The 14993-nt window shown below is 43.3% G+C and carries 14 protein-coding genes and 2 tRNA genes; 11 read left to right on the top strand and 5 right to left on the bottom strand.

Annotated elements, in window-relative coordinates; all coding sequences use genetic code 11:
- Nucleotides 1-31: 31 nt before the first annotated feature.
- From pth2 to TERMP_RS03720, 7 genes are all read left to right on the top strand, one after another.
- On the top strand, nt 32-388 hold the full coding sequence (pth2, locus tag TERMP_RS03750) for a peptidyl-tRNA hydrolase Pth2 (protein WP_013467024.1): 357 nt from the start codon (nt 32-34) through the stop codon (nt 386-388).
- 9 nt (nt 389-397) lie between these two features.
- Nucleotides 398-1666, top strand: coding sequence for a tRNA pseudouridine(13) synthase TruD (truD, locus tag TERMP_RS03745; RefSeq protein ID WP_013467023.1), 1269 nt, complete (start codon nt 398-400; stop codon nt 1664-1666).
- A gap of 10 nt (nt 1667-1676) precedes the next feature.
- Nucleotides 1677-2378 (top strand): phosphoglycolate phosphatase, encoded by a 702-nt coding sequence (locus tag TERMP_RS03740; RefSeq protein ID WP_013467022.1) that lies wholly within the window; start codon nt 1677-1679, stop codon nt 2376-2378.
- Between the two features lie 46 nt (nt 2379-2424).
- A tRNA-Ala gene (locus tag TERMP_RS03735) sits at nt 2425-2502 on the top strand.
- Between the two features lie 9 nt (nt 2503-2511).
- A tRNA-Val gene (locus TERMP_RS03730) sits at nt 2512-2589 on the top strand.
- A 208-nt stretch (nt 2590-2797) separates the two neighbouring features.
- On the top strand, nt 2798-3529 hold the full coding sequence (serK, locus tag TERMP_RS03725) for an L-serine kinase SerK (RefSeq protein ID WP_013467021.1): 732 nt from the start codon (nt 2798-2800) through the stop codon (nt 3527-3529).
- 97 nt (nt 3530-3626) lie between these two features.
- The gene (locus TERMP_RS03720; protein ID WP_013467020.1) at nt 3627-4301 is read left to right on the top strand and encodes an HAD family hydrolase; all 675 of its coding nucleotides are present in this window, start codon (nt 3627-3629) and stop codon (nt 4299-4301) included.
- Between the two features lie 80 nt (nt 4302-4381).
- Here TERMP_RS03720 and TERMP_RS03715 read toward each other — a convergent pair whose 3' ends face one another.
- Nucleotides 4382-4723, bottom strand: coding sequence for a cupin domain-containing protein (locus tag TERMP_RS03715; RefSeq protein ID WP_013467019.1), 342 nt, complete (start codon nt 4721-4723; stop codon nt 4382-4384).
- A 142-nt stretch (nt 4724-4865) separates the two neighbouring features.
- Here TERMP_RS03715 and TERMP_RS03710 point away from each other — a divergent pair, with 142 nt between their 5' ends.
- Complete coding sequence (locus tag TERMP_RS03710; protein WP_013467018.1) at nt 4866-6236, top strand: TldD/PmbA family protein; 1371 nt, start codon at nt 4866-4868, stop codon at nt 6234-6236.
- 5 nt (nt 6237-6241) lie between these two features.
- On the top strand, nt 6242-7567 hold the full coding sequence (locus TERMP_RS03705) for a TldD/PmbA family protein (RefSeq protein WP_013467017.1): 1326 nt from the start codon (nt 6242-6244) through the stop codon (nt 7565-7567).
- Nucleotides 7568-7584: 17 nt separating this feature from the next.
- Here TERMP_RS03705 and TERMP_RS03700 read toward each other — a convergent pair whose 3' ends face one another.
- Nucleotides 7585-8445, bottom strand: a complete 861-nt coding sequence (locus TERMP_RS03700; protein ID WP_013467016.1) for an AEC family transporter — start codon at nt 8443-8445, stop codon at nt 7585-7587.
- 157 nt (nt 8446-8602) lie between these two features.
- On the opposite strand from TERMP_RS03700, the gene TERMP_RS03695 reads away from it, so the two are divergent.
- Entirely contained in the window at nt 8603-9820 is a 1218-nt protein-coding gene (locus TERMP_RS03695) for an MFS transporter (protein ID WP_013467015.1), read from the top strand.
- Here TERMP_RS03695 and TERMP_RS03690 read toward each other — a convergent pair.
- Nucleotides 9817-10164, bottom strand: a complete 348-nt coding sequence (locus TERMP_RS03690) for a 6-pyruvoyl trahydropterin synthase family protein (RefSeq protein WP_013467014.1) — start codon at nt 10162-10164, stop codon at nt 9817-9819. The genes TERMP_RS03695 and TERMP_RS03690 overlap by 4 nt on opposite strands.
- Before the next feature lie 168 nt (nt 10165-10332).
- On the opposite strand from TERMP_RS03690, the gene metG reads away from it, so the two are divergent.
- Nucleotides 10333-12528: a methionine--tRNA ligase gene (gene metG, locus TERMP_RS03685; RefSeq protein WP_013467013.1), complete on the top strand. Its 2196-nt coding sequence runs from the start codon at nt 10333-10335 to the stop codon at nt 12526-12528.
- On the opposite strand, the gene TERMP_RS03680 is transcribed toward metG, so the two are convergent.
- The gene (locus tag TERMP_RS03680) at nt 12525-13466 is read right to left on the bottom strand and encodes a helix-turn-helix transcriptional regulator (RefSeq protein ID WP_013467012.1); all 942 of its coding nucleotides are present in this window, start codon (nt 13464-13466) and stop codon (nt 12525-12527) included. The genes metG and TERMP_RS03680 overlap by 4 nt on opposite strands.
- A 76-nt stretch (nt 13467-13542) precedes the next feature.
- The gene (locus TERMP_RS03675; RefSeq protein WP_013467011.1) at nt 13543-14853 is read right to left on the bottom strand and encodes an ICP22 family protein; all 1311 of its coding nucleotides are present in this window, start codon (nt 14851-14853) and stop codon (nt 13543-13545) included.
- Between the last annotated feature and the right edge of the window lie 140 nt (nt 14854-14993).

The following is a 14993-nucleotide window of genomic DNA, read 5'->3' as shown; positions in this document are numbered from 1 at the left end:
TTCTTTTCTCCCCTTATTTTAGGGATGAAGCATGTTCAAGTACAAGCAGGTTATGGTCATTAGGCAGGATTTAAAGCTCAGCAAGGGAAAGTTGGCAGTTCAAGTTGCCCACGGTGCAGTTACAGCAGCATTTCAAGCATATAAGGAGAAACCAGAATGGTTCAAAGCATGGTTTCACGAAGGACAGAAAAAAGTAGTTGTAAAAGTGCAGAATGAAAAGGAGCTCTTTGAGTTAAAAGCAGAAGCAGAGAAACTTGGAATACCGACTGCCCTTATCAAAGATGCCGGATTGACTGAAATTCCTCCTGGAACAATAACATGTCTGGCAATTGGGCCCGCACCTGAGGATCTCGTCGATAAAGTTACAGGACATTTAAAGCTGTTATGAGGGGTATGGATGGACTACAAAGAGTTTTTCAGGCAGTTTAAGCATTTAAGTGAAACTCCGGGTATCGGAGGAAAAATCAAGCAAAGACCCGAAGATTTCATAGTTGTTGAAATAGTCCCAAAAAGGCTAATTAGTGAAGGTCATTGCTTAATTTACAAGCTCAAGAAGAAAAATTGGGAAACAATGGCAGCTGTGAAAGAGATTGCAAAAAGAATCGGGATCCATTATAAAGAGATTGGATTTGCTGGGACAAAAGATAGACATGCACTTACTGTTCAATACATAAGCATTTGTGATACGTCACTAAAGGAAAAGCTTGACTCTCTAAAAATCCAAGATATAAAGCTTGAGTTTGTGGGTTATGGCAAAGCTTTAAAGCTTGGCATGTTGATCGGAAACAAGTTTGAAATTGTAATTAGAGAGCCAAATTTACCAATTGAGGAAGCTTTTGAAAGAACAAAGGAGATAATAGCTGAGCTTAAATCTAAAGGGGGATTCCCAAATTATTTTGGATATCAGCGCTTTGGCGAGAAGAGAGTTGTGAATCACGAAATCGGGAAGCTTCTATTGAAAGGGCAGTTTGAAGATGCTGCAATTAAATTTTTAGGTGAATACACCGGTGAAATGGAGGGTGATGAAGCGAGAAAAAATTTTTTAGAGACCAAGAACATCGAAAAAGCATTGGAGGAATTTCCTAAATTCTTGAGATACGAAAGAGCGATGCTCTATCGGTATAAAGAGACCAAGAGCTGGAAAAAAGCGTTTGCAGTTTTGCCGAGACCGATCCTCAGAATTTTCATACATTCATATCAGTCATATCTTTTCAATAAAGTCCTTTCCAGAAGAATTGAGGAGGGGTTACCCCTAAATGAGGCTTTAGTTGGTGATATTGTCTGTCAAATTAAGCACGGAATTCCTTTGAGGAGCAAGACTTTCAAAGTCACAAGAGGAACGCTAAGGCTGGTAAATGAAAAAATCAAAAAGGGGGAGGCAATGGTTACAGGTCCAATATTCGGCTTTGCTTCCCGTTTAGCGGATGGGGAAATGGGAAAAATAGAGAGGGAGATACTTGAAGATGAAGGGATAAACCTAAAAGAGTTCAAAATGAAAAGTTTAAAAATCTTGGCTGAGCCTGGTGGAAGAAGAGAGCTTTTAATAAAGCCTTTGGAGTTTAAATATAAAGCTCTTCCCGAAGAGAATGCTATGGTCTTTAAGTTCTTCCTTCCTAAAGGAGTTTATGCTACAAGCGTCTTGAGGGAGATTATGAAGGATCATTGAGGTGGTTTATATGATTAAAGTCATTTCGGTGGATATTGATGGAACAATAACTTATAAGGACAGAAGGCTTCACGAAGAAGCTCTCAGGGCTATTAGGTTGGCTGAAAGCTTAGGAGTCAAAGTGATGCTTGTAACAGGAAATACTGCAGGCTTTGCAATGGGAGCGAGTATTTTGATTGGAACTACGGGACCAATAATAGCTGAAGATGGTGGAGTTGTTGCGGATCATAATGGAAATAATCGTATATATCTTGGGGACATGGGAGAGTGCATGATACTCTGGAGTGAGCTGAAGAAACGCTATCCTGAAGCGGAAATGAGCCACACGATGAGATATGGTGAAAGAAGGGCTGGTCTTGTTCTAAGGAGAACTATCTCTGTTGGAGTTGTTAGAGAGCTCATAAAAGAGCTTGGATTGAATTTGGTTGCTGTTGATTCAGGATATGCAATCCATGTAAAGCAACCTTGGGTCAATAAAGGTAACGGCATAAAGAGGGCATGTAAAATCTTAGGTATAAAGCCAAAAGAAGTCGCCCACATTGGGGATGGGGAAAATGATTTGGACGCTTTTGAAGTCGTTGGTTATCGGGTAGCAGTTGCTCAAGCCCCAGAAAGTCTAAAGAGAAAAGCAGATTATATAACCACAAAGCCCTACGGAGAAGGAGGAGCCGAAGGAATACTGCATGTTTTAAAAAGGTTCGGGTATCTTTAAGGCGAAAACTTTATAAACTAACTCCAATGTCTATAATTTGGCAGGTGGGCCGGTAGCTCAGCCTGGGATGAGCGCCGCCTTGGCAAGGCGGAGGCCCCGGGTTCAAATCCCGGCCGGTCCACCAAACTTGGGCGGGCCCGTGGTCTAGACTGGTTATGACGCCACCCTGACAAGGTGGAGGTCCGGGGTTCGAATCCCCGCGGGCCCACCAGCAAACTTTTCTGGCGAAGATTTGACCAAAATTTGCTATCCTTCTCCAGATTGTGCTTCATGCATACAGAAAGCAAAAAAGAAGCAATTTAAAAAGTCATCTCCCAATAAATCCACAACCACTACAAGCTTGTATTGGGATTTGTAGGAAAAGCTTTTTATTTTGTGAAATGTTTCACAATAGTGTAAAGCTTTTGGGAGGTATATTTATGGGAGTTGAAAAGGTTCCAAAGTACGATATTCCAGTAAAAAAAGTTGAGTATGTTTTCATTGAGCTGGAAAAAATGAAGCCTCACGAGCAACTCGTCCAAAAGGAACTTGAAGCGTTTATCGAAAGTGTTACAGGTTCGGGAGTTTTTTGGAAGCCGATGCTCTTAGCTAAAGTTCCCGGCGAAGATATGTACCTAATTGTCGATGGACACCACAGATGGGCTGGTCTTATGAAACTTGGGGCTAAAAAAGCTCCATCGGTGATTTTGGACTACTTCAGCGATGATGTGAAAGTTTACACTTGGTACCCAGCGTTCAAAGGCGACTTGGGAAAAGTTCTTGAAAGACTTAAAAAAGAAGGACTTACAGTTGAAGAGTGTGAAGATGCTGAAGAATTGGCAGAGAAAGGAGAAATTGCCTTTGCTCTTGTTGGCAAAGATAAGGCATTCAAGATTCTAGGAGGACTGAAAGAGCAGAAGATTGTGAGTAAAGTCCTTGATGAGATGAGCGTTGAAGGAGAGATTGAGCTCATTTACTATGGCCTTAAAGAGGATGCAAAAGAGGACATGGACAAAGGAGAAATTGACTATGTCTTTATCAGAAAAGCACCAAGCAAAGAGGAGGTCATGGAACTTGTAAAAAGAGGGGAGGTTTTCTCACCAAAGACAACAAGGCATGTATTGCCATTTATACCAGATAAGATTGATGTCAAGCTGGAGGATCTCTTCTGAAAGCTTTTTAACTTTTTATTCCAAATATTTCTAAACCAATGATGACGGATCAACCGGCTGAACAGTGATGATATCGGTCTTGTCTGAGGTGTGCAAATTGATTAAGGCGTTAATTTTTGATGTTGACGAGACTCTTGTTTATTACGAGAACTATGATGCAAAGGAGTGGTTCAGCAAATATCTTGAGCCTGCGTTCCAGCAGCATGGTATAAATATAGATTTTGAGACTTATAGGAAGATGGTTAAAGGAATTCTTCCTCGGAGTTACGTCGAAAGGTTTGGCATTGACCATGTAGAATTTTGGAAGCTCGTTGATAATGTGAACCTCAGATACCGGAAGGTGTTAGCGAAAGAAGGCAAGGTTAAAATCTTTCCAGACGTTCCTCAAGCTCTCTCGGAATTAAGAACAATGGGACTAAAACTCGCTGCTGTAAGCAATGCCTCTCAAGACTGCACAGAGTTTGTTTTAGAGCTTTTCAACTTAAGAAAATACTTTGACGCAGTTTTTGGTAAGGATTATTCATATCTTGATGGCGTAAAGCCGAATCCACATCTAATTCTGAAATCACTAAAAGTTTTGAATGTTCCTCCCGATAAAGCTCTCGTCATTGGAGACAGCGAGCTGGATGTGAAAGCTGCACATAGAGCTGGAATTAAAGCAGTTCAGGTTTTGAGGTTTGATAACTTTGTGGAAGACGCTGATTATCACATTAGGACTCTTGACGAGCTTGTGGACTTGGTCAAAAAGTTGGTAAATGAACAAAGGCATTAATAGGATAATCTTCCCAAAAGAAGCTACAGAAAGAATGCGTAGTATCATAAGCAGAAAAATTACAAAAGCGTAAGGGCAAATCACTCAAGCCAAACGCTATCATCTCCAAAGTAGTTCAGCTTAATCACAAAAAGCCTGAATGGCTCTTCCTTTTTATTGACAACCCAATGAACAGTCTTGGGCTTAACTAAAAATATGTCCCCTGGTTTTGCATCATATTCTCTTTCTTCAATGCCGAGCTTTGCTTGTCCGCTAATTATGTAAAATAGTTCATATTGTTTTTCATGATAGTGTTTTGGAACCGTCTGCTTGGGTTTAATTTCAACTATTTGAGCGTAACTCCCTTCAGGAAGCTCACCTTCAAACAATGGGGCTTTCCTATAAGTTCCCCTGTCAATGAACTCCTTAATTTCGGCTTTCATTTCCTTCACCTCCAGTGTAATCTAATTTTACCCTCCTAAAAAGACTTCCTTCAGATGCATATTTAAGTGTTCAAATCTGCGCAAAATCCTTTTATATGGTGGTAATGTAAATTAGCCCAGAGATGAATTTGAGGTGGTCAATATGCAAGATGTTCTCGAAAAAGCCCTTGAATGGGCTATGAACAATTTAAAAGCAGAATACATAGAGCTGCGCTATGAGAACCTCAAAAAGACTAATCTTGAGCTTAAAGACGGAACTTTTGTAACATTCACAAACAAAGTTCAAAGAGGAGTTGCAATAAGAGTTCTTGCGGATGGGGCTTGGGGGTTTTCTTCAACCAACCGCTTAGAGAACTTGGAAAAGGCAATTGAAGAAGCATATAAATTAGCAAAAGCTGGAGCAAAAGCAAAGAGGGAAAAGATTCAGCTTGCTGAGATAAAGCCCGTTGAAGATGTTGTAAAGAGCAAGATGAAGATTAAACCCGTTGAGGTTAACATCGATGACAAAATTGGGCATCTCAGAGAGCTTGAAAAACTCCTTAAGGAGGATAAAGCCGTCAAGTCCACAATGATTCGCTATGAAGATGCCAGTGGTGAAAAAATCCTCCTCACAAACGAAGGGGCAAACATAAGGTGGGACGTCAACTATCTCGTCCAGTACATCTGGGCAACTGGAAAGGAAGGGGATAAGTTAGCCGCAAGCAGGGACTCAATAGGGCAAGTGGATTATGGCTGGGAGATATTTGAGACAAGGGAAACCAATGAAGTTGTTGCTCAGAGAGTTTTGAAGAAGCTCCACGCTCAACTCAACGGTGTTGCACCGAAGAGAGGAGAGTTCCCAATTGTTGCCGGACCAATTATAGTTGGAATCATTGCCCACGAGGCATTGGGACATTTAGCTGAGGCTGATCTTACAATTAACTCGCCGTTTAAAGACCTCATGGGCAAGCAGATTGCACCTGAGTTCGTTACAATGAGCGAGAGAATCGTCGATGGCGGCTTTGGAAACGACAAATATGATGATGAGGGTGTTCCCGTTAGAGATATTCACATCATTGAGAACGGAATTCTGAAGGAACTCATGGTTAACAGGGAATATGCCCACAAGTGGGGAATTGAGCCAAATGGGCATGCAAGAGCTCAAGACTACACTTTCCCCCCAATCATCAGAATGCGCAACACAGTGTTTGAGCCCGGCGACTGGAGCTTTGAGGAGATGATTGAGGACATTAAGTTCGGCTATTATGTTGTTGACTTCAGAGGAGGTCAGGCTCAGCTCAATTCAGCATTCCAAGTTGGTGTGCAAGAGGGGTATATGATTGAGAACGGTGAAATTACTAAGCCGATAAGAGATACTTCCATCAGCGGAATTGCAATTGAAGCTCTGAAGAAGATTACAGCTGTTGGAAAGGACTTCGGAATTGAGACGGGCTTCTGTGGAAAGGGGCAGACGGCATTTGTTAGTTCTGGAGGGCCCCATATGAGATTTGATGGAGGAATAATCATTGGGTGATTGAAATGGAAGAGCTCATCCGCTTTGGTGAAAGGTTTTTTGATGAGCTTGAGATTGCTGTTTACAGAAACAGAGACGTTGGAGTTAACATTGAACTCAATGAGGTTTCAACTTCCTCCGTGAGACAGAGAACAATTACTGTGATAAGGGGCATAAAAGACAAGCGCATAGGAATAAGCATAGTTGACAGCAAGGATAAAGAGGAAATCAAGAAGGCGATTGAGGAAGCATACAAGATGGCTAAGCTAAACGCTCCAGACGAGAAGTGGGTTTCACTTCCAGAGCCAGGTAAATACAGAGAGCCAAAGAAGATAAGCAAAGAAGTCAAGGAGGTTTCTCCAGACTACTTTGTGGACTTAGCAACCAAAGCCATCAAGCTTGCTCTGGAGAAGGACAAAGATTTTGTGGTTGCTGGAGGCGGAGGAGGGGCAGAGTGGAGCGAGAGCTTAATAGTGAATTCTCATGGTATAGATGTCTTCCAGGAAGGAGGAGGGGCTTATTTCTACCTCGAGCTCATTGGGAGGAAAAATGGCAATGTAACCCCGGGCATATTTGAATTTGATGCCAAACTTGGCTTGAACCTTGAGGTTGAGAAAGTGGTTGAAGATGTTGCCCAAAAAGTCAAGTGGGCCTACAACGTTGAGAAAAGCAAGACCGAGGAGGCAAAGGTTATAGTTGGGCCGTGGGCAGTGGCTTCTCTTTTAAGCTATGCCCTCTTCCCAGCGTTCAGCGGTGAGAGAGCAGTTAAAGAAACAACACCCCTGCTTAATAAAGTTGAACAAAAAATTGCAAGCGAGCTTTTGACTATCTACGATGATCCATTCCATGAACTCAGCTTAAAACCCGTTATAGCTGACGATGAAGGAGTTCCAACGAGAAAGAACATGCTCATTGAAAACGGTGTCTTCAAAGGCTTCGTATGGAACAACTACTGGGCTAAGGTTTATGGGACAGAAAGCACTGGAAACGGAACAAGGAACCTCTCAACGGGCGGAATTGGCATAGGGTTCCACAGCATTGTCATTGAGAAAGGAAAAGAGAACCTAAGCGACTTGATAGCTGAGATTGACCACGGCTACCTCATTGATGGCTTCCAAGGAGCACACTCAAGCAACCCGGACAATGGAAACTTTGCCGTCGTCGCTAATCCGGCGTTTCTAATTGAGAACGGTGAGATTAAAGGCTCAACGGTCTTCATGATGAGTGGCAATGTTTACGAGCTGATCAATCAGATTTACGAAATCAGCAAAGAGCAGAAAGTAATTCCGTTCCACGGAACAGCAATAACTCCGTGGATTGCCTTTGAAAATGTCAGGATTGCTGGGAAGTAATTCTTCTTTGTTATTTTTTATCTTAAAATACCCAACACAATAAATACTGCCAAAGTCAGGATGGTATGGGCAAAGGTTGCACTTATGGCATCTTCTGCTTTTAGGTTGTAGTATGCAAGAATCGCATTTGCAGATATAGCTGGGGGCATTACTGATTCAACTAAAACGGAGTAGAATACCTCCTCACTATAACCGTAAAGTGTCGTCACAACAAAAACTGCTGGTATTAAGGATCGAAAGACCAAAACTTCAGCAAAACTTTTCAAGGTGAACCTCTTCAGCGTTATTCTTGAGCCGAAATAAATTAGGAGAAGGGGAATTGTGAGCCAGCCAATTCTTTTTATGACATTCAAACAGGGTATCTTAATGTTGAGCACAACTGCAGTAACTCCCAGCACTGTTGCTATTGATGGAGGAAAAAACAGGGAAGTTCTCAGGCTCTCTTTTAGGGTGGAAGCATGGTCTGAGAAATGGGACGCCACAAATGTTACAATCGGCACAACGGTCATTGATGTTATCGAGGCATAAATCACAGCCGGTGTTATGTCATTTACAAAAAGGCTTACTATGGGGAAGCCCAGAGCTGATAAATTCGGATACACAGAGAGAACGATAAGCGCCCCTCTCCACTTGTGATCTTTGATAAAAGCATATCCATAAAGATAAGATGAAAGCAGGCATATAACGATCACAAGGACAGCATATATGAACACGATCTTTATGCTGAGGAGATAGTCAAGAGACTTGCTCGCTATGTTCCCGAATATCAAGAATGCGAGCAGGTATTTACTCGCAAACCTCCCAACTTTAGCGAGATTGAACTTCCTCCCAATTAGATGGCCGAAGGCAATTAGGATTAGCATTTCTGGGACTTTCATGAATTAATCCAGCCTGACCACCCGTTAAAAATCTTTTTGATTCAAGCTTCCGATAAATTTTTATATACTAATCATAAGTATTAAAAAACATACCACAAAAGGGCATACTACACAAAACTGTGATGATAAAAGTTACAGAATGCATGGGGGACTATAAATGACAGGGTTGGGGAAAAACTTCTGGCTCTTCGCAGTTGGAAGATTTGTGTCTCAGATAGGATGGGCAGTTCACGAAGTTGCCCTCCCCCTGTATATTCTCGACAAAACCAAAAGCGGAAGTATGATGAGCATTTTTGTTATGGCTGATATCATACCTTCCCTGATATTCATGCCCTTTGCAGGTGTTGTAGGAGATAGATACAACAGAAAAGCCCTGATGGTTGGTTTTGATTTGCTTAGGGGAGTCCTCCTTTTTGGAGTTGTTTTTCTCAACCTCCTTGGGATATATCAGCTCCTTATCCTGCAGATTGTTCTTGCAATAATGAGCACATTTTTTGGAGCCTCCACAAGTGCCATGTTTCCTGATCTGGTTGAATCTGACAAACTTGAGAAGGCGAATTCTGTAGTGAGCTCTTTCACAATCATTGCCCGCCTCATTGGACCCGCCCTTGGTGGGTTGATATATGCAATTGGTGGCATAAAGCTTGCATTTACGATAAATGCTCTCAGCTTTTTTGGTTCAGGTCTCTTTGAAATCTTCATACGGTATGAATGGAAGACGAGGGAGATAGAGAGTCTCGATGAAATCATAGCAGATATCAGGGAGGGGCTTTCATTTCTAAGATCGAGCCGATATCTCATGATTTTGATAAGCTTCGCCCTGTTTATGAATGCATTGGGTCAGCCATTTGGGTCTGTGCTTGAGCCGTATGTTTATAGGGTAGTATTAAAGCTGTCAAGTCAGCAATTTGGAGTTCTGCAGTCAACACTCATGGTCGGCATGCTTTTGGGCAATATCTTAGTTGCAGCAAGGCTTGGAAGAAGAGCAGGGAGATTTTTCTTTAGATCCCTCTTTTTCAACGGTGCTGTGATGTTTGCCTTTGTCCTTCTAATTTCGCCTCTTACAGAGCTCTCCATAAGAGTTATCTTCATATCTCTGCTTGTAATAAATCTTCTCTGGGGCTTCAGCAGTGCAATAATCAACATTCCTCTGCAAGCAAAAATCCAGAGGGCGGTGCCAAGTGAGCTCAGGGGGAGAGTATTTTCTGCTCTTGGAATGTTGGTGAATATCTCGACTCCCTTGGGTTTAATGGTCATCGGACCCCTGCTTGACATCTATCCGGCATGGGAGGTTGCCTTTGGAATCTGGTGCCTAATGTTTTTGGTAGTGCTTACTTATTATATTAGGTTTAGAGATGCACTGGTGAACGGTTAAAATTCAAATTCAACTCCGTTTTCATCTCCTTCCCAAAGGACGATTTTCTGGAGCTTAATGGTTGGAGGTAGCTTTTCTTCAACCTTCTGGGCAATCCACAGTGCTATGTTTTCAGTGGTGGGATTCTCAAAAAATTTATTAAGGTTTTTATGCCTCAAATTAGCTATGACACTTTCAACAATCTTTCTGAGCTCCAAGAAGTCAATTATATACCCCTCCCTGAGCTCCCCCTCTACAACTACTTCAAGTCTAAAGGTGTGACCGTGAATCTCCTCTGGCTCTCCATTAATAACAACAGCATGAGCTGCATCAAATTTGAATCTTTCTCTTATTCGGGCTTTCATTAAACCACCAAGAAACCTTCTGCTTTCATGTTAAATAATGTTCGGTAGAGACAACACCTGTTTATGCACAACTAAGCATATTTCCATTTACCGAAAATAACCCACCGTAATGTTTAAATTTCACAGCACTTATAAAGCCAATAACATTAGTTTTTCGAGGTGATAACGATGACAAGGTATATGGTAACATCAGCCCTGCCTTACGCTAATGGCCCCATCCATGCAGGACATTTGGCTGGAGCATATCTGCCGGCTGATATTTTTGTCCGATATCTCAGATTGAAAGGAGAAGATGTTATTTACATATGTGGGACTGATGAGCATGGAACACCGATAACATTCAGGGCATTGAAAGAAGGCAAGAGCCCGAGGGAAATTGTTGACTACTACTATGAACATATAAAGACCACTTTTGAAAGAGCTAAGATAAGCTTTGATTATTTCGGAAGAACAGAGCTGCCAGTTCACTACAAGGTCAGCCAGGATTTCTTCTTAAGAGCCCTTAAGAACGGACACCTTGTAAAGAAGGTAACAAAGCAGGCTTACTGTGAGCACGATAAGATGTTTCTTCCGGATAGATATGTAATCGGAACTTGTCCCTACTGTGGAGCTGAGGAGCAGAGAGGGGATCAGTGTGAAGTTTGCGGTAGACCTCTAACCCCTGAAATTTTGATAAACCCAAGGTGCAATATATGCGGAAATCCCATAACCTTTAAAGATTCTGCCCACTATTATATTAAAATGCAGGACTTCCAAGAAAAGCTTAGAAAGTGGATTGAGAGCAATGAACACTGGAAGCCCAATGTTAGAAACACCGTTCTTGGATGGATAAAAGAGGGACTTGAAGAGAGGGCTATAACAAGAGACCTCAACTGGGGAATTCCAGTACCGCTTGAGGACAAAGAGATGAGCGGCAAAGTCCTCTACGTTTGGTTTGAGGCACCAATAGGATACATATCAATAACGATTGAGTACTTCAAGCGCATAGGTAAGGAAGAAGAGTGGAAAAAGTACTGGCTGGCAAACTATGATGGGGAAGAGACAAGAATAATCCACTTCATCGGGAAAGATAACATACCCTTCCACGCAATTTTCTGGCCAGCTTTCTTAATGAGTTACGGGAAGTTTGAAGATAAAAATGGAGAATTTAAGTGGCTATTGCCCTATGATATTCCGGCCAATGAATATCTCAACTTAGAAGGCAAGAAGTTCTCAACCAGCAGAAACTGGGCTATTTGGGTTCACGAATTCTTGGATGAATTCCCGGCTGACTATCTCCGCTATTATCTAACAGCAATAATGCCCGAAACAAGGGATTCCGATTTTAATTTCAAGGACTTCAAGGCCAAGATAAACGAGGAGCTGGTCAACATCCTTGGAAACTTTGTCCATAGGGCTCTAACCTTCGTTAACAGATATTTCGATGGAAAGGTCCCTGAGAGGGGAGAACTTGATGAATTGGATAGACAAGCGTTTGAGGAAATTGAGAAAGCCTTTGAGGAAGTTGGAGAGCTAATAGCAAAATACCGCTTCAAAGACGCACTGAAAAGAGCAATGGCGCTTGCTACCTTCGGAAACCGCTACTTCGATTACCAGCAACCCTGGAAGACCGCAAAGACTGATAAGCTGAGAACAGCAACGACAGTTAATGTTTCGCTCCAGATCGTCAAAGCCCTGGGAATTATAATTGAACCCTTCCTCCCAGATGCAGGCGAAAAAATATGGCACCTCTTAAATCTTGAGGAGCTCAAGCGCTGGGAGTTCACAGAGATTCCAGCTGGACATAAGGTCAGAAAAGCTGAGATACTCTTCAGGAAGGTCACTGACGAGGACATCATACTCTTTATAGTCAAGCACATCGCCAGGGGAAATCCGGAGAGTGCAAAGCTTCTCCTTGAAAAATACTACAAGATGGAGGATGTTGTAAGGGTAACCCTTGAGAACTTTGGAGAGAAGAGAAAGGAAGAGGCAATGGCAATACTTAAGAGCATTTATGGAAAAAAATTTGAGAAGAAAGAAAGAATGGGAGGCGGAAAGATGGAATATGTAAAGTTCGATGATTTTGCTAAGCTTGAGTTAAGGATTGGGAAGGTTGTTGAGGTCAAAGACCATCCAAACGCGGACAAGCTCTATGTCCTTAAAGTTGATCTTGGCGAAGAGGTTAGACAGCTTGTTGCTGGGCTTAAGAAGTACTACAGCAAAGAGGAGTTGCTCAATAGATATGTTGTTGTCATTGCAAATCTTGAGCCGAAGAAACTCCGTGGTGTAGAAAGCCAGGGAATGCTCTTAGCGGCTGACGACGGTGAGAACGTGGCTCTGCTCATGCCAGATAAAGAAGTAAAATTGGGAGCAAGAGTTCGTTAAAGCCTTAGCTCCACCCAATTCTCTCTCTTCTTCTTGTAAACCCTCACCAGCCCCTGCTTCTCAAGGCGCTGGAACATCCTCCAGGCGGTCGTCTTAGGAATCCCAAGCATCTCTCTGACTTCGGCCTGCTTAGCCTTCCCGCCCCTGTCAAACAGGTAGAGCAGGGCCTTCTCCTCGTCCTTTGTCAGTTCGTACTCTTTGAGGCGTCTCTCAAAGTCCTCCCTGCTGATGCCGATGGCTTTTTCTCCTCCTCCACGCCTCATGTAGACAAAGCCCCCGCCGGCGGCAAGGGCAAGGAGGGTCAATATACCAACCATCGTCCAGTTCATGGAGCCTTCGCTGGAAGTGCTTGAACTCTGAGATGAAGAGCCTGGGCTTGATGGTACCGTTGAGTTGAAGGATTTAGTGGTTGTTCCCAATGTTGGGGCAGCTGGAGCCTCAGTTCCTACTGGTCTGTATTCAAGGACATAAGAAACCGTCTGATTTCCAGGGGGCATGAGAATTGAGTTCCCATTTATCTCGAGAGGTATATCTGTAAGGTCAACTATAACAGCGTTATCTGGAAACGTGATTTTAACGGGGATGGTTGAACTGAAATGGACACTCCATATTGCTCCTTTCTTTGATGTAAGATCGGGAGTATAATAAGTTATTTTAATTGGGATGGCGTTTTCGAAGTATACGGTAAGAATGGAACCGTTTATTTTGTACGGTAGAGGATTCCCATTCTCATCGATAACGGTCAGCCCTTCAACGTTGGTGGCGAGAAGTGATATGGAAAAGCTGACCGTGTAGTTTTCTGGGATAATGACCTCAGATACCTTAACGTACCCGTCGGAATAGACTGTAAGGCTTAGAGACTCGACGGAGTACTGCCCGCTTATGAAAGGCAGAATCATGAGTGCAATTGCCAGCACTATTGCTGCTTTGCTCCTCATCTCAGCACCTCCAGAAGTTAAGAAATTCCCCTTAAAAATATTCTTAAAACCAAGAAAAAGATACTTAAAAAGATGTTCACTCCTCATCCTCCGACTCGTCTTCACCGTTGTGTTCCCCGTCTCCGTTGTTATCCTCAGAGTCCTCATGCTGGCCGTTATCCTCATCATGAGACTCCTGCTCTTCGTAGTTTCCAGTGTTGCCATCATCATTGTCGCTTTGTTCTTCATAGTTCCCATTCTGGTCATCTTCACTCTCATCACTGGTGTATTCGTCCTTGTGCTCGTCCGTCTTCTTGTGATCATCTTCGTATTCATCTTCGCTGTCCTTTTCATCCTTGTGCTCTCCTTTCTCTTCTATTTCCTCCTTATACTCCCTCTCTATCTCTTTGGTATCTTCGATTATCTCCTTCAGCTCCTCGTTGATGTCGTGGAGCATGTCAAGGGCTTCCTCATACTGGCCGCTCTCAACGAGGGCGTTGAACTGCTCGTACATCGTCTGGAGCTCCATGAGGTTCTCCTGCAGGTACGTGGCGTTTATCGTGGAGTTCTGGAGCATGGCAAGCAGTTCATTCATGAGCTTCATCTGCTCTTGGAGCTTCTCCATGAAGGCCTGGCTTATCTCATCGGCCTTTGCGCTGACTATCTGCTCCTGGAGCTCCTCAACGGCATCCTCAAGCTTGTCCATTAGCTCTTCCGCATACTCAAGGTCCGCCTTGAGGGCTGTGACGTTGCCGCTGGCAAGATCCTGGGCGACGACCATATAAGCCGCTTTAGTCTCGTTGTAAAGCTCCATGACGTAGGTGACGTTGAGGCCCTCTGCTTTGGCCTCCGCGATAACTTTCTCCACGTAGGGGAAGTACTCTCTGGCTCTCTGGAGCTCCTCCTTAGCGTCCATTATGAGTTCATAGTACTCGTACTGTTCCTCCATTTTCTTCTCCTTGTGCTCCTCGTAGTAGTCGGTGAGCTCCTCTATGGCCTCTTTGTAGAGGTAGAGGGCATTCATGGAGGCGTTTATGCTCTCGCTGTAGTTGCCGGTGTTGTAAAGCTCCCACGCCTGGGCACGGGCTGTTTCAGCCTGGGAGTAGAGATCAAGGGTGTAGTTAGAGATCGTGACGTTGCTCGCATTGAGCTCGGCCATCAGGCCTGCAGTGTAGTTGGCGACCTTGTCCAGTATCAGGAGCAGATTGTACGCCTGAACAGCGCTCGTGTTCTTTGTAGTTGTATTGGTGACGTTGGTCATGTTAACAGGAGTGGTGTTGGTCACGTTCGTGGCGTTGACCACTAAAACGTTGCTCACTGCGGTTGTGTTGGTTGCCGCCCATGCAGTGCTTAGAGGTATCAGTGCCCCTATGAAGAGCACCAGCAGTGTTTTCATACTCATCTTCATGGGTTCTCACCTGATAGTAAGTATGTGTTCTCTCTATATTAGGAACCCGCTGGACTTTGCTCGTTTCATAACGTTTCTCCGAGTTTCTCTTTTATAAAAAAGCATTTGCAGAGAGAAAATGTAAGGCTGAGGGTTTACTT

Origin of the sequence: Thermococcus barophilus MP (assembly GCF_000151105.2) — an archaeon.
Lineage (GTDB): Archaea > Methanobacteriota_B > Thermococci > Thermococcales > Thermococcaceae > Thermococcus_B > Thermococcus_B barophilus.
This window is presented reverse-complemented; position numbering and strand designations above follow the sequence as displayed.